Source organism: Mesorhizobium sp. M6A.T.Ce.TU.002.03.1.1, from assembly GCF_003997275.1.
In the GTDB taxonomy this organism is placed as follows: Bacteria; Pseudomonadota; Alphaproteobacteria; order Rhizobiales; family Rhizobiaceae; genus Mesorhizobium; species Mesorhizobium mediterraneum.
Genome location: NZ_RZTI01000066.1, coordinates 14,059 through 32,545, shown reverse-complemented (window position 1 = coordinate 32,545; position 18,487 = coordinate 14,059). Strand labels below are relative to the sequence as shown.

Annotated in this window: 17 protein-coding genes and 2 tRNA genes; 11 read left to right on the top strand and 8 right to left on the bottom strand. The window is 63.6% G+C overall.

What is annotated here, in order from left to right; translation table 11 throughout:
* Together EOC93_RS19550 and EOC93_RS19545 are read left to right on the top strand one after the other, a co-directional pair.
* Positions 1–790, top strand: a 790-nt coding sequence (locus tag EOC93_RS19550; RefSeq protein ID WP_164759203.1) for an ATP-binding cassette domain-containing protein, incomplete at its 5' end; no start/stop codon positions are given.
* A gap of 32 nt (positions 791–822) precedes the next feature.
* Complete coding sequence (locus EOC93_RS19545; RefSeq protein WP_095487780.1) at positions 823–1,764, top strand: glyoxylate/hydroxypyruvate reductase A; 942 nt, start codon at positions 823–825, stop codon at positions 1,762–1,764.
* On the opposite strand, the gene EOC93_RS19540 is transcribed toward EOC93_RS19545, so the two are convergent.
* Positions 1,761–2,120, bottom strand: coding sequence for a hypothetical protein (locus tag EOC93_RS19540; RefSeq protein WP_095487778.1), 360 nt, complete (start codon positions 2,118–2,120; stop codon positions 1,761–1,763). The two genes, EOC93_RS19545 and EOC93_RS19540, sit on opposite strands and share 4 nt — an antisense overlap.
* Positions 2,121–2,326: 206 nt before the next feature.
* Between EOC93_RS19540 and EOC93_RS19535 the strand changes: the two genes are divergently transcribed.
* Positions 2,327–3,337, top strand: coding sequence for a ligase-associated DNA damage response exonuclease (locus EOC93_RS19535; protein ID WP_095487776.1), 1,011 nt, complete (start codon positions 2,327–2,329; stop codon positions 3,335–3,337).
* A gap of 235 nt (positions 3,338–3,572) precedes the next feature.
* Complete coding sequence (locus EOC93_RS19525; protein WP_095487774.1) at positions 3,573–5,174, top strand: cisplatin damage response ATP-dependent DNA ligase; 1,602 nt, start codon at positions 3,573–3,575, stop codon at positions 5,172–5,174.
* Positions 5,175–5,235: 61 nt separating this feature from the next.
* Here the strand turns inward: EOC93_RS19525 and EOC93_RS19520 are convergent, their stop codons facing one another.
* Positions 5,236–6,432, bottom strand: coding sequence for a hypothetical protein (locus EOC93_RS19520; RefSeq protein ID WP_164759202.1), 1,197 nt, complete (start codon positions 6,430–6,432; stop codon positions 5,236–5,238).
* Positions 6,433–6,775: 343 nt separating this feature from the next.
* Between EOC93_RS19520 and EOC93_RS19515 the strand changes: the two genes are divergently transcribed.
* From EOC93_RS19515 to EOC93_RS19495, 5 genes are all read left to right on the top strand, one after another.
* Positions 6,776–6,851, top strand: a tRNA-Thr gene (locus tag EOC93_RS19515).
* A gap of 317 nt (positions 6,852–7,168) precedes the next feature.
* Complete coding sequence (locus EOC93_RS19510; protein WP_126103789.1) at positions 7,169–7,594, top strand: globin family protein; 426 nt, start codon at positions 7,169–7,171, stop codon at positions 7,592–7,594.
* A 65-nt stretch (positions 7,595–7,659) separates the two neighbouring features.
* A complete protein-coding gene (locus tag EOC93_RS19505; protein ID WP_127205436.1) occupies positions 7,660–7,986 on the top strand; it encodes a hypothetical protein in 327 nt (108 codons plus the stop codon).
* 126 nt (positions 7,987–8,112) lie between these two features.
* Positions 8,113–8,646, top strand: a complete 534-nt coding sequence (locus EOC93_RS19500; protein ID WP_164759201.1) for a DUF2380 domain-containing protein — start codon at positions 8,113–8,115, stop codon at positions 8,644–8,646.
* Positions 8,647–8,682: 36 nt separating this feature from the next.
* Positions 8,683–8,757 (top strand) — tRNA-Thr (locus tag EOC93_RS19495).
* A 66-nt stretch (positions 8,758–8,823) separates the two neighbouring features.
* On the opposite strand, the gene EOC93_RS19490 is transcribed toward EOC93_RS19495, so the two are convergent.
* On the bottom strand, positions 8,824–9,738 hold the full coding sequence (locus EOC93_RS19490; protein ID WP_127205438.1) for a LysR family transcriptional regulator: 915 nt from the start codon (positions 9,736–9,738) through the stop codon (positions 8,824–8,826).
* Between the two features lie 149 nt (positions 9,739–9,887).
* On the opposite strand from EOC93_RS19490, the gene EOC93_RS19485 reads away from it, so the two are divergent.
* Together EOC93_RS19485 and EOC93_RS19480 are read left to right on the top strand one after the other, a co-directional pair.
* Positions 9,888–10,754 (top strand): class I SAM-dependent methyltransferase, encoded by an 867-nt coding sequence (locus tag EOC93_RS19485; RefSeq protein WP_126103792.1) that lies wholly within the window; start codon positions 9,888–9,890, stop codon positions 10,752–10,754.
* A gap of 39 nt (positions 10,755–10,793) precedes the next feature.
* Positions 10,794–11,732, top strand: a complete 939-nt coding sequence (locus EOC93_RS19480; protein ID WP_126103793.1) for a carbon-nitrogen hydrolase family protein — start codon at positions 10,794–10,796, stop codon at positions 11,730–11,732.
* A 2-nt stretch (positions 11,733–11,734) separates the two neighbouring features.
* Here the strand turns inward: EOC93_RS19480 and EOC93_RS19475 are convergent, their stop codons facing one another.
* The 5 genes from EOC93_RS19475 to EOC93_RS19455 all read right to left on the bottom strand — a co-directional run bounded on the left by EOC93_RS19475 (position 11,735) and on the right by EOC93_RS19455 (position 18,472).
* Positions 11,735–13,306: an indolepyruvate oxidoreductase subunit beta family protein gene (locus tag EOC93_RS19475; RefSeq protein WP_127205434.1), complete on the bottom strand. Its 1,572-nt coding sequence runs from the start codon at positions 13,304–13,306 to the stop codon at positions 11,735–11,737.
* Complete coding sequence (locus EOC93_RS19470; protein WP_126103795.1) at positions 13,299–15,452, bottom strand: indolepyruvate ferredoxin oxidoreductase subunit alpha; 2,154 nt, start codon at positions 15,450–15,452, stop codon at positions 13,299–13,301. The genes EOC93_RS19475 and EOC93_RS19470 overlap by 8 nt, the downstream gene beginning before the upstream one ends.
* Positions 15,453–15,497: 45 nt before the next feature.
* Positions 15,498–15,977, bottom strand: coding sequence for a MarR family transcriptional regulator (locus tag EOC93_RS19465; RefSeq protein WP_126037474.1), 480 nt, complete (start codon positions 15,975–15,977; stop codon positions 15,498–15,500).
* On the bottom strand, positions 15,977–17,548 hold the full coding sequence (locus tag EOC93_RS19460) for an NAD(P)/FAD-dependent oxidoreductase (RefSeq protein WP_127205433.1): 1,572 nt from the start codon (positions 17,546–17,548) through the stop codon (positions 15,977–15,979). The genes EOC93_RS19465 and EOC93_RS19460 overlap by 1 nt, the downstream gene beginning before the upstream one ends.
* Before the next feature lie 132 nt (positions 17,549–17,680).
* Entirely contained in the window at positions 17,681–18,472 is a 792-nt protein-coding gene (locus tag EOC93_RS19455; RefSeq protein WP_127205432.1) for a cyclase family protein, read from the bottom strand.
* Positions 18,473–18,487: the final 15 nt, after the last annotated feature.

Genomic DNA, 18,487 nt, shown 5'->3' with positions numbered 1-18,487 from the left:
CATAAAAGTCTGGTTTCCGATCAAGAAAGGCTTTTTTCGGCGCACCGTCGACAATGTGAAGGCGGTCGACGGCATCGACGTCACCGTGCGCGCCGGCCAGACGCTCGGCGTCGTCGGCGAATCCGGCTCGGGCAAGACGACGCTCGGCCTGGCGCTGGCCAGGATGATCTCTTCGACCGGGACCATTCGGTTCAACGGGCGCGACATCAACGAGCTGACTTTCAACGCCATGCGGCCGCTGCGGCGCGAGTTGCAGATCGTCTTCCAGGATCCGTTCGGGTCCTTGAGCCCGCGCATGTCGGTCTCCGAGATCATCGAGGAAGGGCTGAAGATCCACGAGCCGAAACTGTCGCCCGATGAACGTGATAAGCGCATCGTCGATGTGCTCGGAGAAGTCGGGCTCGATCCCGCCACGCGCAATCGCTATCCGCATGAGTTTTCCGGCGGCCAGCGCCAGCGCATCGCCATCGCCCGCGCCATGGTGCTCAACCCGCGCTTCGTCATGCTGGACGAGCCGACCTCGGCGCTCGATATGAGCGTGCAAGCACAGGTGGTCGACCTTCTGCGCAGCCTGCAGGCGAAGCACGACCTCGCCTATCTGTTCATCAGCCACGATCTGAAGGTCATCCGCGCGCTTGCCAACGACGTCATCGTCATGCGCAATGGCAGGATCGTCGAGGCCGGCCCCTCCGAACAGATTTTCGAACGGCCGCAGACCGACTATACCAAGGCGCTGATCTCGGCCGCGTTCAGGATCGAGACGGCGCCGGTCGGCATCGTCAGCGAGTGACAGGGTCGCGTAAATAGGAAAAAGAATCCGAAATGGAAAAAGGCCGTATCCTGCTTGCCGTCACCGGCTTTCATCCGCAACGCTGGCGCGAACTCTTGTCGGCGGAACGCGAGGTGGTGCTCGAGCCGGACGGCGCCAGCGATCCCTCGATCACCTATGCGGTGGTTTGGAAGCAGCGGCCGAACCTTCTGTCGTCTCTGCCCAATCTGCGCGCCATCTTTTCGATCGGCGCCGGCGTCGACCACATCTTGGCCGATCCCACTGTGCCCGACGTGCCGATCGTGAAGGTCGTCGCCGACAACCTGACCCAGTACATGACCGAATATGTCGTCTGGCGGGTGCTCGATCATCACCGCCAGGGCATGCTCTACCGAACGCAGCAGAAAAGGAAGATCTGGCACGAGCCGCCGCAGCGCCCGGCCGGCGACATCTCTGTCGGCATCATGGGGCTCGGCACGCTTGGCCGCGCGGCGGCGTCGGTGCTTTTGTCGCTCGGCTTTGCAGTCAATGGCTGGTCGCGCAGCGAGCGGCCGATGAAGGGCGTTTCGACCTATGCGGGCGAGGCCGGATTGATCCCCTTCCTCAACGCCACCGACATTCTGGTGGTGCTTTTGCCGCTCACGCCGCACACGCAAGGTATCGTCAATTACGGCGTGCTGAAGGAGCTGAGGAAACGCAACGGCCTCGGCGGCTCGGTGTTGATCAACGCCGGGCGCGGCCGCCTGCAGAAGGATGCCGATATCGCGCGCGCGCTGGAGGACGGCACGCTGAAGGAAGCGAGCCTCGACGTGTTCGAGGTCGAGCCGCTGCCGAAGACCAGTCCGCTGTGGAGCCACCCGAAAGTGTTCGTGACGCCGCATGCGGCGGCGACCTCCGACCCCGTCCATCTGGCGCCGATCATGCTGCGCCAGATGGCCGCCTTCGAGCGCGGCGAGAAGCTCAAGAACCTGGTGGATCGCGACGCGGGGTATTAGCTAGGCAAGCCAAGCTTGGTCTGCTTGGCTGGTTTGCCACATTCGCGGCGGGCGATCGACCGGTTCATGGCGTCGATCCGGCCGCTTGCCTGTTCGACGTCACGCTGGGTCTTGGAACGGACGTCCGGCGTGAATGGGCCGAGGCCCACCCCCGGATCGGAGAAGGACGGCTTGGCATCCTGCGAAAGGCGATATCGCTGCGCCAGCTCGTTTCGTTGCGCCAGCAATTGATCGCAAGGCACGCTATCATATTGCAGCGAGGACTGGACATTCTCATCCTGTCGTTCGGCCATCGAGGCGCCGGCGCAGCCGGCCATCGCCAGGCAAGATGCCAAGACCACCAAGTTCCAGCGCATGGAATGTCCTCCGTATCGATGTCCCGCCCTTTCGGGCATGCGAATCGGGCTTTTTCGCAGCCTGCGCCACACGTGGCGCAGGTGAACGAAAAAGGGCGCCGGACGAGGTCCAAAAACGGAGGTCCCGCCGGCCGTTGCCTGTAGGCCGAGTCAGCAGTCACTTGCAACAGGCTTCCCGCGCCGAAATTAGCAACTATCTCTAAGCCATGCGCGCCAGCGACCTGCTTCATCCCCGGCCTGAGGGCCTCTATTGCCCACCCGGCGATTTTTTCATCGATCCGGTGCGGCCGGTCGACCGGGCGCTGATCACGCACGGCCATTCCGACCATGCCCGTTCCGGCCACCGCTCGGTGCTGGCCACACAACAGACGCTGGACATTATGGGGCTTCGCTACGGCGAAGGCTTTGCCGGGACGACGCAAGCGGCCGCACTTGGCGAGACGATTGCGCTGAACGACGTCACCGTAACCTTCCATCCGGCCGGCCATGTGCTCGGCTCGGCGCAGATCGAGGTCGTGCATCAGGGCACATGCATCGTCGCGTCGGGCGACTACAAGCGCCAGAGGGACGCGACCTGCGAGCCGTTTGAACCGGTCAAATGCGACGTATTCATAACCGAGGCGACCTTCGGCCTGCCGGTGTTCCGCCATCCGCACGATACCGAAGAGATCGCCCGCCTGCTGAAATCGACGGCGCAGTTTCCCGAACGCGCGCATCTGGTCGGCGCCTATGCGCTCGGCAAGGCGCAGCGGGTCATGCGCTTGCTGCGCGATGCCGGTTACGACAGGCCGATCTACATCCACGGCGCGCTGGCCAAGCTCAGCGACTACTACCAGGGCCAGGGCATCGACCTCGGGACACTGGAGCCGGCGACCGTCGAAAGCGGTGGCAAGGGCGATTTCATTGGGGCCGTCATCGTCGGCCCCCCTTCGGCCTTCGCCGACCGCTGGGCGCGGCGCTTTCCCGATCCGATCTCGTGCTTTGCGTCCGGCTGGATGCGCATCCGCCAGCGCGCCAAACAGGGCGGCGTCGAGCTGCCGCTGATCATTTCCGACCATTCCGACTGGGACGAACTGACCGCGACGATCAAGGAGACCGGCGCCGAGGAAATCTGGGTGACGCATGGCCGCGAGGAGGCCCTGGTGCGCTGGTGCGAGCTCGAAGGCATTGCCGCGCGGCCGCTGCATCTCGTCGGCTATGAGGACGAGGGCGATTGATGGCGGGAGGTTCGGTAGTCACCTGCGCAGAGCTCTACGGCGCCCCCCTCTGTCCTGCCGGACATCTCCCCCTCAAGGGGGGAGATCGGCAGCTTCTTCGCCGGCGCTCGTTCTGCAACGTTGATGGTTGGCGAAACTGGCGACGCCATCCAATCTCCCCCCAAGTGGGGGAGATGGCCGGCAGGCCAGAGGGGGGCGCGACAGAACGCGACGCTTGCCCATGGTTCTCACCGCCATGAACCGCTTCGCCGAACTCCTCGATCGCCTCGTCCTGACGCCGTCGCGCAATGGCAAGCTGACGCTGCTGACCGACTACTTTCGCAGCGTCGAGGATCCGGATCGCGGCCTGGCGCTAGCCGCCATCACCGGCGATCTCACCATCGCAGCGGTCAAGCCGGCGATGCTGCGCACGCTGGTCATGGAGCGCATGGACCCGGTGCTGTTCGGCTATTCCTACGACTATGTCGGCGACTTGGCGGAGACGGTGTCGCTGGTCTGGCCGCAATCGCCCGCAGACATCGCGAACCATGAGCCGACGCTCGCCGAGGTCGTCGCAAAGCTGCAGGCGGCGAGCCGTTCCGATGGACCGAAGGTGCTGGCCGGATTGCTCGACAGCGCCAGCATCTCAGCGCGCTTCGCCATCATAAAGCTGGTGACCGGCGGCCTGCGCATCGGCGTCTCGGCGCGGCTGGCCAAGCAGGCGCTGGCCGATCTCGGCAAGGTCGACATCGCCGAGATCGAGGAGCTGTGGCATGGGCTGACGCCACCATATGCCGAGCTGTTCGCCTGGCTGGAAGGCAAGGCCGAGAAACCCAAGAAAACGGCGCTGGCGCTGTTCCGGCCGGTGATGCTGTCGACGCCGGTCGGCGACGGCGATCTCGAAAAGCTCGATCCGACCGACTACGCCGCCGAATGGAAATGGGACGGCATCCGCGTCCAGGCGGTTTGCGAAGGCGGTGTGCGCCGGCTCTATTCGCGCACCGGCGACGACGTCTCCGGTGCCTTTCCGGATCTCGCCGACGCAATGGACTTTTCCGCCACCCTCGACGGCGAGCTTCTGGTCGGCGATCCCTTGCAGGCGACCGGCACTTTCTCAGACCTGCAGCAGCGGCTGAACCGTAAGAGCGTGACGCTGAAGATCCAGCAGCAATACCCGGCCTTCATGCGCTGCTACGACGTGCTTCAGATCGGCGACGAGGACTTGCGGCCGCTCTCCTTCCACGAGCGGCGCAGCCGCCTCGAAGCCTTCGTCAGGAGCCTCGATCCGAGCCGCTTCGATCTTTCGCCGCTGGTCGAGTTCACCGACTGGCAGGCGCTGGAGCAATTGCGCCGCAAGCCGCTGCATCCGGTCATCGAAGGCGTAATGTTGAAACGCTGGGATTCGCCCTATGTCGCCGGTCGGCCGAAAGGCCCATGGTTCAAATGGAAGCGCGATCCGCACACGGTCGACGCCGTGCTGATGTATGCCCAGCGCGGCCACGGCAAACGTTCGAGCTTTTATTCCGATTACACGTTCGGCGTCTGGTCCGGGCCGGAAGGGTCGGAGGAACTGGTGCCGGTGGGCAAGGCCTATTTCGGTTTCACCGACGAAGAACTGAGGCAGATCGACAAATATGTCCGCGACAACACGATCGAGCGTTTCGGCCCGGTCCGCTCGGTGCGAGCCGACCGCAGACAAGGCCTCGTGCTGGAGGTGGCGTTCGAAGGACTCAACCGCTCGACACGGCACAAATCTGGCGTCGCCATGCGCTTTCCGCGCATTTCACGGCTTCGCTGGGACAAGCCGGCGGCCGAAGCCGACCGCATCGAGACGCTGCAGGCCCTGCTCGACCGTTAGAGCGACGTGCGTCCAATTGGACGCACAAAGTACGCTCTAACACTTTTGGATGCGTTGAAGCTCAAGGAACGATCGAGACGCGGATCTCGTAGATGTCGACCGACTTGCCCTGCTTGTCGAAGTCGGAATTGATGGCGATGGTGCCGGCAGCGCCCGGACGCTTGTCGGGAAAGCGCACGTCGAACAGATATTCGTTGTTCTCATGGCCGACCGCGTAGCGCTTGCGGCCGCAGTCGCCGAGTTCGCCGAAATTGCAATCGACGGAGATCTGCGTCTCCTGGCCCTCCTCGGAGCGGGCGATGATGTCGAACACGGCGTGCTTGCCGGCGAGTTTTTCCAGCACGCCTTGCCCGACGTCGAAGCTGATGGCAGAGCCGGAGGCGCCCGACCGGATGCGCAGGAAGGAGCCGCTGTCGTCCTGCATGACTTCGGCCTTGGCATCCGAAGGCGCACTGACAAGCGCCGGGTCGCTCGGCGAAAACACATTGATCCAGTCGCGATCCTCATCCGCCTCACCGGGGGTCAGCGGCGAGGCCGTGTCGCTTGGCGGCGTGAAATCATCGTCCTCCACTGTCGGAGGCGCTTGCGGAGGGGCCGTGTCGAGTTGGGCCGCCGACTTGAAGACGCCGGTCTGCGCTGCGAAATAGAGGCCGATGCCGGCGGCCGCGAGCAACGTGACGCCGAGAAAGATCGCGGTGAGAGGCAGGCGGGGGCCTCTCACCCGCCTCTCGTCGCGGTCGGGCATCACCTCTGCGTCGTCGTCTCCGGTCGATGCAGGGGACGACATGTCGATCTCCGGCACATCGGCAGAAACCGCCTCGGGCATGATATCGGGAACGACCGGCAAGACGCGCGACCGGGGCATATCGGATGCACGAGGCCCTACCGGACCGTCGACAACGACGTCAGGCGACGGCGCGGGTCCAGCATCGGCATCCGCACCCGGTTCGACATTGGATTCAGCCTCGGCTTCGGCTGCGCTGTCAGCCGGCTGCTCCGCCGCCGGTGCTGCGGCGTCATCATCGGTCGGTAGGGCGACATCGGGAACCGCCGGCAGGAACTCGGATTCGATTTGCGTGATCTTGGCCTGCACCGCCTTGCGGCGCTTGATGGCGACTTCCACCGTCACGCTCGGGTTGGCCTGCAGGGCGCGGTCCAGTGCGGCGAAGGCCGATCGGTAGACCCGCTCGCGAAACGCCCGGTCGTCGGCATTGCCTTTTTCGAAGGCGTTCCGGATCGCTTTTTCGATCGCGTCCAAGCGGGACCCCTCTGCACGTATGGTCACATTGGCATGATCGTTAGCCGTAGGCGACCAATCAATCAACGGGCCAGCGGCCGCATTCTGCCTTGGCGACGCATCCAAGGCCCATTTCGGCGATTTTCGGTAAAGGAATCAACATTTTTCACCGATTTTCCCGCCACAGCGCCAACGTGGCGGTCGCGCGACCTGCCGGTGCGGCATCACGCGACCGCATGGCGGATCGGTGCGGCCCCCTTATAGGCCCGGCATGAGCCCCAACGCGAAATGCCAAAGTCCCATCTTGAATTTGTGGCGGGTTGCGTTTATCACCCAGCGCATCTTGGAGGCCCTGGCTTCCCGGGCCGCTTTAGCTCAGTTGGTAGAGCACATCATTCGTAATGATGGGGTCAGGTGTTCGAGTCACCTAAGCGGCACCACTATTTCTCAAGGCTTTGCGGGTTTTCGAGGGGAAGAGCCAAAAACCGCGTGGTAACACGCTGGTAGCATTCTTAAGCGGCGCCTTTTCGCCCCTTGCCTCATGTCGCCACAGGCTCCCTCCGCCTTTCAAACGCCCCCATCATCAGGATGCGAGCGACTTAGCGCACTGTCCGTCGGGATCTGAAGACAAATGAGCGCAAATGAAAACCAATTGAGACACAACTGAAACACATCTACGCGCAGGCGACATGCACGCGAAACGCTTTGGGAGGATTGTCGAGCCTCACCCAGCTTAGGGAATGCAGGAGCGTCGCCGATGACACCCGACCAGATCAGACTTGTCCAGGACAGTTTTCGCGAGGTCGTCGCAATACGCGTGGCCGCCGCCGCGCTGTTCTATGAACGCCTGTTCGCGATCGACGCGGATCTTCGCATGCTGTTTCCGGTGACAGACATGGCCAAGCAAGGCGCCAAGCTGATGGCGAGCCTGGGCTTCGTCGTGCACGGATTGGACCGTGCCGACACCATTCTCCCGACGGTGCGCGTGCTTGCCAGGCGTCACGTGACCTACGGCGTCAAGGAACATCATTACCCGATCGTCGGGCAAGCGCTCATCGAGACGCTGGCGGCCGGCCTCGGCACGGCTTTCACGCCGGCCGTGCGCGACGCTTGGGAGGCAGCCTACGGGTTGCTCGCAAGTGTGATGATCGCGGCTGCCCGCGAGGATCAGCTCGCAGCGTGATTTATTGGGATGCAGCCGAAGGCGACCATCCACCCGAACGACAATTCTAAATGGAGAGAAAAACGATGTTCAGATACACAGCTCTTGCAGCGCTTTGCGTTGCGGCAAGTTCCGCTTCTGCCGGCGAACTCACGGCCCGTCAGGGTGGGACCGTCGATCTCGGCAACTTTCACGGCGTCGTCTACTACACCGAGGCCGATGACGGCTATCGGGTGGTCACCACGATGGCGGCGGGCGAAGAAAACCTGCCCGTGCGCTTCGTCGCGACCCTCACCGAAGGCCAGGCGATGGTGATCTCGGTCCCGGGCGAGTTGGCAAAACCCGGCCAGACGCTCGAAATCTCGCGCGCCAAAGGCAAGCTCGTCGTCGCGAAGGCGGAATCCACCCAGTAACGGGCGGAAAGTTGACGTCGCGACGCAACCGGGTAGTCTTGCGCTTGCTTTCCGCGCCTCCAACAACGCGAAGAGACAATCGGCACCGCCATTGGGATGGGTATCATCCCAACCTCGGAGAACGAGATGCTCAAGGTGCTACGTGCAGAAGTTCGATTTCGGCTTTTTGAGTGCGGACGATTTTTCCTTGTCCTGGTAGGCGCCGGTGCACTTGCGTCGGCCGCCTTTGCCGATGCCGCCGAGCCCACAACGCTCGCCGTCGCGGATTTCGAGTTCAGGGATACGTCAGGCGAAGTCAGGGACCAGACCGCCGAACACGAAACGCGACTGAAGGCGTTTGGCGTTGCATTGCGGGATGGTCTTTCGAAGAAGATCGACCTCGTCGCATTACCCTGTCAGGCAGAACGGTGCACCATCAGGGACCCCGGCCTTGTCGATCTCTCGAAGCAGGCAAGAACAGCCAGCGCGAACTATCTACTGATCGGTCAGATGCACAAGATGAGCACGCTGGTTGGCTGGGTGAAGTTTGCAGTGCTGGATTTGAACAACAACAAGCCTGTCTGCGATCGATACCTGACTTACCGGGGAGATACCGACGAAGCGTGGCGACGAGCAGCAGAATTCACAGTGCGCGACATCGAGAAGCACTGCATTCCGTAAGGTTTGCGTCCCAGCGCAAGAGGCTTTGCCTGCCGGGCCGCTTTAGCTCGGTTGGTAGAGCACATCATTCGTAATGATGGGGTCGCGTGTTCGAGCCACGCAAGCGCACCAAAAATTCTCCAAACGAATCGGCCATCGAAATGCTGCCGATCCAAGCCATTGTGACTCCGGCTAAACTTATCCCAACGCTTCTCGGTCAAGCAGCGTGTCATCGCCGTGCCTCGGTCGTCGCCCTTCGAACAGGGCACTCTGGTCGCCGATCTGCGCAATCATATGTTCGCGAAAGACCCTCACCCGTTTGGTGCGCCGCAAGTCGGGGTGATAAAGCAGCCATAGCCCGAGATCGTGTATCGGGTCAGGCGCGCGGAAGCGCTCCAACCGGTCGTCCCCGTCGCCCATGAAGCATGGCAGGTAGGCCAGCCCAAGTCCGTGTTTCATGGCTGCGAGCGTAAGCAACGTATCGTCGACAAAAAAGCTGTGACGATGATCCGGGCAGGCCTCGTTGGTCCAGGATTGATGGAAAGCGCAGCATTCCACCCCCAGCCATTTTGGTTTGGCGCTGCCGGCGCGCAAAGCCTTGAGGTAGTTTCTTTCCCCGTAGACGGCTGATGCAACGTTGGCGAGCCGGGTACCGACCAGAGTGTCAAGTGGCGTGTTGGTCAGGCGAATGGCGATATCCGCGTGCCGCTCGGCGAGGCTGACATACTTGTTGGAAACCTGCACATGCAGCTCGATGTCCGGATAGCTTTCGTTGAAACTGGCAAACATGGGCATCAGCACGGATGATGCCATATTGTTGATCGCCGACACCCTCAGCTCGCCGGCAATCCGATTTTCCTGACCGCCGAGAGCGCCCTCGACTTCGAGGACCTCCATCTCCATCTTACCGGCCGCCATTTTCAATTCCTCGCCGGCCGCGGTCAGTTCGTATCCGGACTTCTTGCGCTCGATCAGGCGCGTGCCAAGCTGCGTCTCCAGCACCCTGATCCGGCGCGACACGGTGGAATGCTGAACGTTCATGCGTTTGGCGGCGCCGCTGATCGAGCCGTCGCGCGCGACCGCCAGGAAAATCCGCAAATCATCCCATTGCATCATAAAGCCCCGATCTGTGCAATTTTGCAAAATGGGCGTCTAGATTTCGAGAATTGAGCCGAAACTACGCGCCGAATATCGTTTCCTGCAAGACAATACTGTCTTCCGGATGCCGTCCGGTTTCCGAGGTTATGCGCCTGGAGGCGACCATGGATCAGCAGCAACCGACTTTCGACCCCGTCAAATTCAAGGAAACGACCCGCAAGCAATGGGACAGCGCGGCCGAGGCATGGAACCGCTGGGGTCCGCTCCTGTCCCGGTGGCTTGGACCGGCGACGGAACTGATGCTGGACATGACCGATGTAAAGCGCGGCAGTCGCGTCCTCGATGTCGCCGCCGGTGCCGGGGAACAGACATTGACCGCGGCGCGGCGCGTTGGCCCCGAGGGTTATGTGCTCGCGACCGACATTTCGGCCGGGATTCTCGATTTCGCCGCCAGCAACGCGAAACTGGCGGGCCATGGCAACATCGACACCATCGTCGCCGACGGCGAAATGCTGGGCGCCATATCCGCTGACCCCTTCGACGCCGTCATTTCGCGCGTCGGCCTGATCTACTTTCCGGATCAGAACAAGGCGCTGGGCGGAATGCGCGACCACCTCAAACCGGGGGGAAGGGTCGGTGCAATCGTCTATTCCACGGCAGACAAGAACCCGTTCTTTTCGATCCCTGTCGGTATCATTCGCCGCCGCGCCGCGCTGCCCGCACCACTGCCCGGCCAGCCAGGCCCATTCAGCCTGGGCGATCCCACGGTTCTAGCAAAACGTCTGATTGATGCCGGATTCCGTAACGTCCGGATCGAAAGGATCGATGCGCCGGTGCGGCTGCACTCGGCCCTGGAATGTCTGCAGTTCGAGCAGGAATCGTTTGGCGCGCTGCATCAGATGCTCGCCGGCCTGTCCGCCCGGGAACAGGACGACGCGTGGGCGGAAATCGAAGAGGCGCTTGGCCAGTTCGAGCGGGACGGACAATTCGCGGGACCATGCGAAATGCTAGTCGCGGCCGCCACAAGATAGGGACACGCCGGCCTCTGTGCCGAAGCGAGGAGGAACCTCATGACGAGAATTGCCATTGTCCAGGAACCGCCGGCTTTTCTGGATCGTGAAGGGACGATCGCCAAGGCAGTGCGGCTGGTTGCCGAGGCCGCGAATGGCGGCGCCGAGCTTGTGGTCTTCTCCGAGGCGTTCATCCCCGGATACCCCGCATGGATCTGGCGCCTGAAGCCGGGGGCCGACGGCGGCCTGGCAGGCCAATTGCACGGGCGCCTGGTCGACAATGCCGTCGACCTCTCGTCGGATCAACTGCGCCCGCTGTTCGACGCCGCCAGGACGTTCAAAGTGACCATCCTGTGCGGCATCAACGAACGCGACAGCCAGTGGAGCCGCGCCACTATCTACAACAGCGTCATCGTAATTGGCCCGGACGGTTCGCTTCTAAACAGGCACCGCAAGCTCATGCCCACCAACCCCGAGCGGATGGTCTGGGGATTTGGTGACGCCAGCGGCCTGAAGGTCGTCGACACGCCTTCAGGACGGGTTGGCTCGCTGGTTTGCTGGGAGAACTACATGCCGCTTGCCCGGTACGCGCTCTATGCTCAAGGCATCGATATCCACGTCGCCCCAACCTACGACAGTGGCGACGGCTGGATCGGCACATTGCAGCATATCGCCCGCGAGGGCGGCTGCTGGGTCATCGGCGCCGGCAATGTCTTGCGGGTGGAAGACTTGCCGCGCGACTTTCCCGACCGTGACCGCCTCTATCCGGACGCGGACGAGTGGATCAATCAGGGCGACTCCGTGGTCATCGCGCCAGGGGGAAAAATCGTTGCCGGCCCTTTGCGCAAGGAAACAGGCATTCTGCATGCCGACATCGATCTCAAGGCGGCAATTGCCGCTCGCCGCAGTCTCGACGTCGCCGGGCACTACAGCCGGCCGGATATTTTCACCTTGCAGGTCAACGCAAAATCGCAAAGGCCGGCGGAATTCAGCTATTAGCTCTACTGCAGCGACGCCACGGTCTTCAGCGCACCATCGAGCATATCGCCCTTCTCGTCCTTTAGCGCGGCTTCGCGCAGGCGGCGGATCCAGTCGGCAGCATCCGCGCGGCCCTTGAGCAGGTCGAGCGCCGACAGCACCCGGTCGAATTTCGACTGCGCGCGAACATGGGTGTCGCTGTAGCCCTTGATCAGGCGGCGGCAGTTGAGGATCTCGACGGCAAGCGCGTAGTCTTCCCTGACATGGCCGAGCGCCAGCGCGTACCAGCGCTCGAGATGCGCGGTCTCGACCTTGTGGCGCAGCAGGCGGCGACGCCAGCGGCGCATGCCGCCGATGAACCAGAGGGCGGCAAAGCCGGCGAAGCTGTCGGTGCGGATGCGGCGGCCGCGATTGATACGGCGGTCGAGAAAGGCGGCAAGCTTCGGCCGCGCCTCGATGTAGCTGCCGAGCCCGGCCGGCAGCGTGCCGCAGAACTCCTCGATGCGCGGATGGAAATATTCGGTCACCTGGAGGATCGAGCCGTCCTTGACGCCGACCTCGCGGCGCACGCGCTTGTCGCGAGTCGAGCGCGTCTTCAGGTCAGCGACGCGGATCATGTCGTCGTAGCACATGGCGTTGGCCAGATGCTTTGCCGCAGCGATCGACAGCGCGTAGTCGTGGTCGGCATTGTCCAGGACGACCGCCCGGTCTAGCCGGTCGAGATACTCGCCGCCATAGGCGATGTCCTGATAGTCGACCACCTTCCTGAGGCCGCGAAGCGCCATGTCGCGCACCGGGGCCGGCAGCGCAGCGACCCGGGCGGCTAGTGCCTGCCAGCCCTTCATCAGGCTTTCCGGGCCGCTAACCTTTGCCGCCGAACCGATTTCGACAGCTTTCGGCTCCGCAGCCTTTTCGCCCAGAGGTGGCGCGTTCGTGATGCCGCGGGCGCGATCAAAGGAGGCGCCAAAGGCGGCGAGACTGGCCTTCACGCCGCGGCCGCCGGCACTGACCGCCTGCTCATAGCTTTCGCGGGTGAACGGCAGGGCATCGGACCCCGCCAATGCGCCGAGCAGGCTGGCCGAGATCATCGAGCCGTTGTCGGCGGCGATCTTCTCCATGTCGAAGGCGATGAAGCGCTTGGCCGCGGCTTCCGCTGTCGCATGCACCTTTGGCGACGAGGCCCGGCCGTCGCCGGGCTCGATCTTTTCCGACACCGCGGCGATGCGATGCGACGAGGCGATCAGCGTCGTGCGCTCGGGCGTGACGAAGCCACGGATGATGGCGCGGCCGGCTTCCATCAGTTCGGCGGCGATCAGTATGTCGACGTCGCCCTGCGAAGGTGATAGCGCGAAGACCGGCAGCCGGCCGGTGTCGCGGCACATCTCGACATAGTAGATGGTGGCGCCGGTGCGCTGGGCGACGCCGGCGACCGAGGTCGACTGCGCGACATAGCCGTTGCGCTCGGCGACGTCGGTGATCCAGTCGGCCAGCACGCCGCCGCCCTGGCCGCCGACCGCCAGCACGGCAAGCTTGATGACGCGCTCATCTTCGCGAGCGCCGGCTTTCGAGCGCGATGAGGGGACCGCGTCAAGCATCGGCGAATGTCAGGCGCCGGCTTTCACGGCGCCGCTGCAAGAGGCCGATCGTGGCGCGACGGGCGGCTTCCAGGAAACGGTCCCAGCGGCTCGGATTGTGCACCATGTCGGCGCGGTAGAAGGACGGGCACAGCACCGCCGCATCGGCGACCTCGCCGCAATTGCCGCAGCCGACGCAGCTCTGGTCGATATGCGCCACCGGGTCGTCGCGCAGCGGATCGTCCAGCGACTTCACCGACAGCGACGGGCAGCCGGAAAGCCGCATGCAGGCATGGTCGCCGGTGCAGATGTCTTCGTCGACGCCGAATTTCGGCTTGACGATCCGCTCACCGCCCTTGATCGCCTTGTCGACCAGCGGCTTCTCGCGGCGCTGCCGGTTGAGCATGCATTCGGACGAGGCGACGATGACTTTCGGGCCCTTCTCGTCCGTCGTCAGCGCCTCGCGCAGCGTGTCCTGCATCTTGGTGACATCGTAGGTGCGGTCGATGTGGCGCAGCCATTTAACGCCCATGCCTTTCACCGCCTCGGTGATCGGATGCTTTGTCGATTTCGTCTTATTGCCGGCGCGGGATGAAAGAATATCCTGCCCTCCCGTCGCGGCAGAATAGAAATTGTCGACGATGACGATGACGCCGTCGTTCTTGTTGAACACCGCATTGCCGATCGACGAGGTCAGTCCGTTGTGCCAGAAGCCGCCGTCGCCGACGAAGGAGATCGAGCGGCGCTTGGCGTCGGGCGAATTGAACGCCGAAGCCGAGGCCGGCCCCAGCCCGTAGCCCATTGTGGTGGCGCCAAGCTCGAAAGGCGGCATGATCGAAAACAGATGGCAGCCGATGTCGGAGGCGATGTGGTGCTTGCCCAACTCCTGCTCGACCAGCTTGGTGGCGGCAAAGATCGGCCGCTCCGGACAGCCGACGCAGAAGCCTGGCGGACGGCCCGGGACGACATTGACCAGGTCGGCGGTATCGAGCCCGTCGCCGATCTTGTTCGGCGCGCGGACCTCGCCCGGCAGCAAATGGGGGATGGTGGCGCGCAGGAACGATCCGATGCCGTCGAGCATGACCTGGCCGGTATATTCGCCGGCCATCGGCAGATGTTCCTTGCCGACGAGTTTGGTGCCGCGCCCGGCTTTGTGCAGCATCGCGGCAAAGGCCTGCTCGATATAATTGGGCTGGCCTTCCTCGACGACGAGCACGGCGTCCTTGCCCTCGCAGAAGGACAGGAACTCGTCATCGACCAAGGGATAGACGGCATTCAGCACGTAGAGCGGCACGTCTGTCTCGCCATAAGTATCGGCAAGGCCGAGGCGCTGCAGCGCGCGGATGACCGAATTGTACATGCCGCCCTGCATGACGATGCCGACCGAGCCGTGCTCCGGACCGAAGAACTCGTTGATCTTGTTCTCGCGGATGAAATCCACCGCCGCCGGCCAGCGTTTTTGCACTTTTTCCTTCTCGTGCAGGAAGGAGGCTGGCGGCAGCACGATGCGGCCGGTGTCACGGCGCGGCGCGTCGAGCGCATCGGCCACCGTCATCGCCGGCCGCTTGTTGTCCTTGGCGATGAAATGGCCGTGGACATGGCAGCAGCGGATGCGGACCTGCAGCATAACCGGCGTGTTGGAAATCTCCGACAGCTCGAAGCCGTCCTCGACCGCCTTGACGATCGACGGCAGGTTCGGCCGCGGGTCAAGCAGCCAGACCTGGCTCTTCATGGCGAAGGCATGGCTGCGCTCCTGCATGATCGAGGAGCCCTCGCCATAGTCCTCGCCGACGATGATCAGCGCGCCGCCGGTGACTCCGCCCGAGGCGAGATTGGCGAGCGCATCCGACGCAACATTGGTGCCGACCGTCGACTTGAAAGTCGCCGCGCCACGGATCGGATAATGCACCGATGCCGCCAGCATGGCGGTGGCGGTCGCTTCCGAGGCGCTCGCCTCGAAATGCACGCCGAGCTCGCCCAATATGTCCTGCGCGTCGGCGAGCACGTCCATCAGATGGCTGATCGGCGCGCCCTGGTAGCCGCCGACATAGCCGACGCCGCATTGCAGCAGCGCCTTGGTGATGGCGAGAATACCTTCGCCGGAAAACTCCTCGCCGGCGCCGAGCCTGAGCTTTTCGACTTCCTTGGCAAAAGACCGTTCGGCCATTTTTTGGCTCCTTCCGTTACCGCCGGCATCCGGCAGCGCGTAAGATCAAATGTCGTGCTTGCGAATGTTCTTCAGCATCTTTTGCAGCGTCGCGATCAGCGCCGCATATTCGGCATCGTCGACGTCGTCGAACATGGCCTCGAACGCGTCATGCATGGCCGGCCAGGCGCGGGTGAACTCGGCGCGACCCTCGTCGGTCAGGAACACATGGCGGATGCGGCTGTCGGTTACCCCCTGCTCCCGCCGCACAAACCCTTGTCCTTCCAGCGTGTCGAGCGTCCGGCTCAACGTGGATTGTTCGATGACCGTATAGACCGAGAGGTCGTTGACGGTGACGCCGTCGGTGACCGACAGCACGGCGAGTGTGCGCACCTGCGGAATGGTCAGGCCCTGCTTGCGGAAATCGTCGCGCAAGGTGGCGTTGTAGCGGCCCATGATGCGGTTCATCAGATAGGGCGCGAACTGCTGCAGGCCGATCTGGCCCAAAGTCGAGATGCGCTGGCGCTTTTCAACCTTCTGTTCCATCACAGCCTCCCCGCCAGCAAGAAGCCGGAACCGCCGCCAAGCCCGGCGCCGGGGTGGGTCGAGGCGCCGATATGGTAGAGGCCCTTGACCCCGGTGGCGTGATTGCGGCTCGTCTTGAACGGTCGCCACAGGAATGATTGATCGATGGCCGAGGAACCGCCATAGGGATCGCCGCCGACCAGATTGATGTTCATTGTTTCCAGATCGGCCGGCGAATAGGCGCGGCGTGCAATCACGCTGTCCTTGAACCCGGCGATATGACTGGCGAGGATCGCTTCGGCACGGTCCGCGTAGGCTTCGCGCAATGCTTCGGTCCAGCGGCCGTCGGCCGGCGTCGGCAGCTTGCCGGCGGCATCGCCCTTGATATGGCGTGGGGCCTCGGGCAGTTGCAGCCACAGGATCGCCTTTCCGTCCGGACAGCGCGAAGGATCGAGCGCATGCGGTTGGCCGACGCAGATGGTCGGAACCTCCGGCAGCATACCGCGCGTGGCCTCGTTGCAGGCTTTCGATACACCGTCGAGCCCGGGGGTCAGATGCAGCAGCGCGACCTTGTCCAAGCCGTCGCCGCGCCATGCGGGTGGTTTGTCCAAGGCATAGTGGATCTGGAAATTGCCCTTGCCGTAGCGGTATTTTTGCGTCGCTTCGACGTCGGCTTTCGGCGCTGCGTCGCCGAGCAGCCGCTCGTAGAGCTGGGTCGGCGTGACCGAACAGATGACGCTCTTCTTCGCGGTGACCGTTTCGCCCGAAGCCAGCCGCACGCCGGTGGCTCGGCCATTCGTCTGGATGATGGAGGCAACGTCCCCTTCAGTCCGGATCACGCCGCCGCGCTCCTTGATCAGCGCTTCGAAGGCAGAAAGCAGATTCTTGGCGCCGCCCTTGACGATCGGCGCGCCGGCCGCTTCGAGCGCGAAGGCGATTACCCTGGCGATCTGGCCGGAGAACGCGTCTTCAGGCCCAAGGCCGGCATGCAACACCCAGGGCGCCCACAGCGCGCGGGTGGTTTCGGATTGATAGGTTCTTTCGAGCCAGCCGCGCGCCGGCACCAGCGCTTCGCCAAGAAAGGCGGCAAGCCCACGCGGCGCTCGCCGCCAGGCTTCGCCCGCCAGCAGCTTTGCCGTGGGGTAGGACCACAGGCTGCCGCCAAGCAGGCCGAACAGCAGACCGGCATTGCGCTCGATCTCGCCGACATCGCTGCCGTGCCGGTCGCCGTCGCCTGCGGCAAGCGCATTGGCAGCCGCGACATTGGCGGGGCGGTCGGTGCGCAGGATGGCATGGCTGCCGTCCGGGCGCAGCACGCCGGTCGGCGTGCCGGTGTTGCAGAATTCCAGGCCGTGCCGCGCCAGATCCTTGCCCAGCGCCGCATAGGCCGGCGAGGTGATGAACAGGACGAAGGTCGTCGCCATCACGTCATGGATGAAACCAGGCGCGGTGATCTCCTCGGTGCGCATGCAACCGCCGATGCGGTCGTTGCGCTCGAGCACCAGCACCTTCGCCCCCTTGCCGCTAAGCATCGCCGCGCAGACCAGCGCGTTGATGCCGCTGCCGACGATGATGTGATCGGGCGCGTTCATCGACGATTGCTCTCCGCCGGCAGGACAGAGGGGGGCGCCGTAGAGCCGCAGCGTTACAAGGCTGCCGCTCCCAAATCGTCACTACAGCGTTACCTGCGACCATGATCTTCTCCCGAAGACCGCCACCTCGTCCTATTGTCTCGGCACCAGCGCCAGTGCGCGGATCGGGCTGCCGGTGCCGTGCTCGATCTTGAGCGGTGCCGCGATCAGGATCGCGCCTTTTGGCGGCAGCCGGTCGAGGTTGCAGAGGCTGGCGAGCCCGTAGCGGTTGGCCTTGTGCATCAGGCTGTGCGCTGGGAATGGCGGCTCCATTCCCCCTGCTTTGCCGGCATCCGTGCCGATGGTCTCGCTGCCCCAGCCCTTGATGTCCTTGCTGATCAGGTACTGGATGGCCTCGGCCGTCGGTCCTGGCGTGTGCGGTCCGGTCTCGTCGGCGTTGAGGAATTCGGCTTCCGAGCCGTTGCGCTTGTACCAGTCGGTGCGCATCACCACCCATTCGCCGGCATTGATCGTGCCGTGCTCGGCTTCCCACGCCTTGATGTGGTCGACGGTGAGCAGGAAGTCGTGATCGGCAGCGGCTTGGCTGGAGCAGTCGATGACATTGACCGGCCCGACGAAGTTCTGCGCCGGAATGGTGTCGGTGGCGCCGTCCGGATAATCCTTGCCGGTGATCCAGTGCTGCGGCGCGTCGAAATGCGTGCCCGAGTGTTCGCCGAGCTTCAGCCAGTTCCAGGCCCACCACGGACCGTTCTTGTCATAGGCGGAGATGGCGTGGATCTCGATCTTCGGCGTGTCGACGGCGAGTTCCGGCGGCAGCTTGATCAGCGGCGTGTTCGGCCCAAGCGGCGCCGTCAGGTCGACCACCTGGATGGCGCCTGAAAGAAGCTGGCCGGCGACCTCGCCGAGAAGGTTTTGCGTGTCCATGGTCTCTGTTCCCTC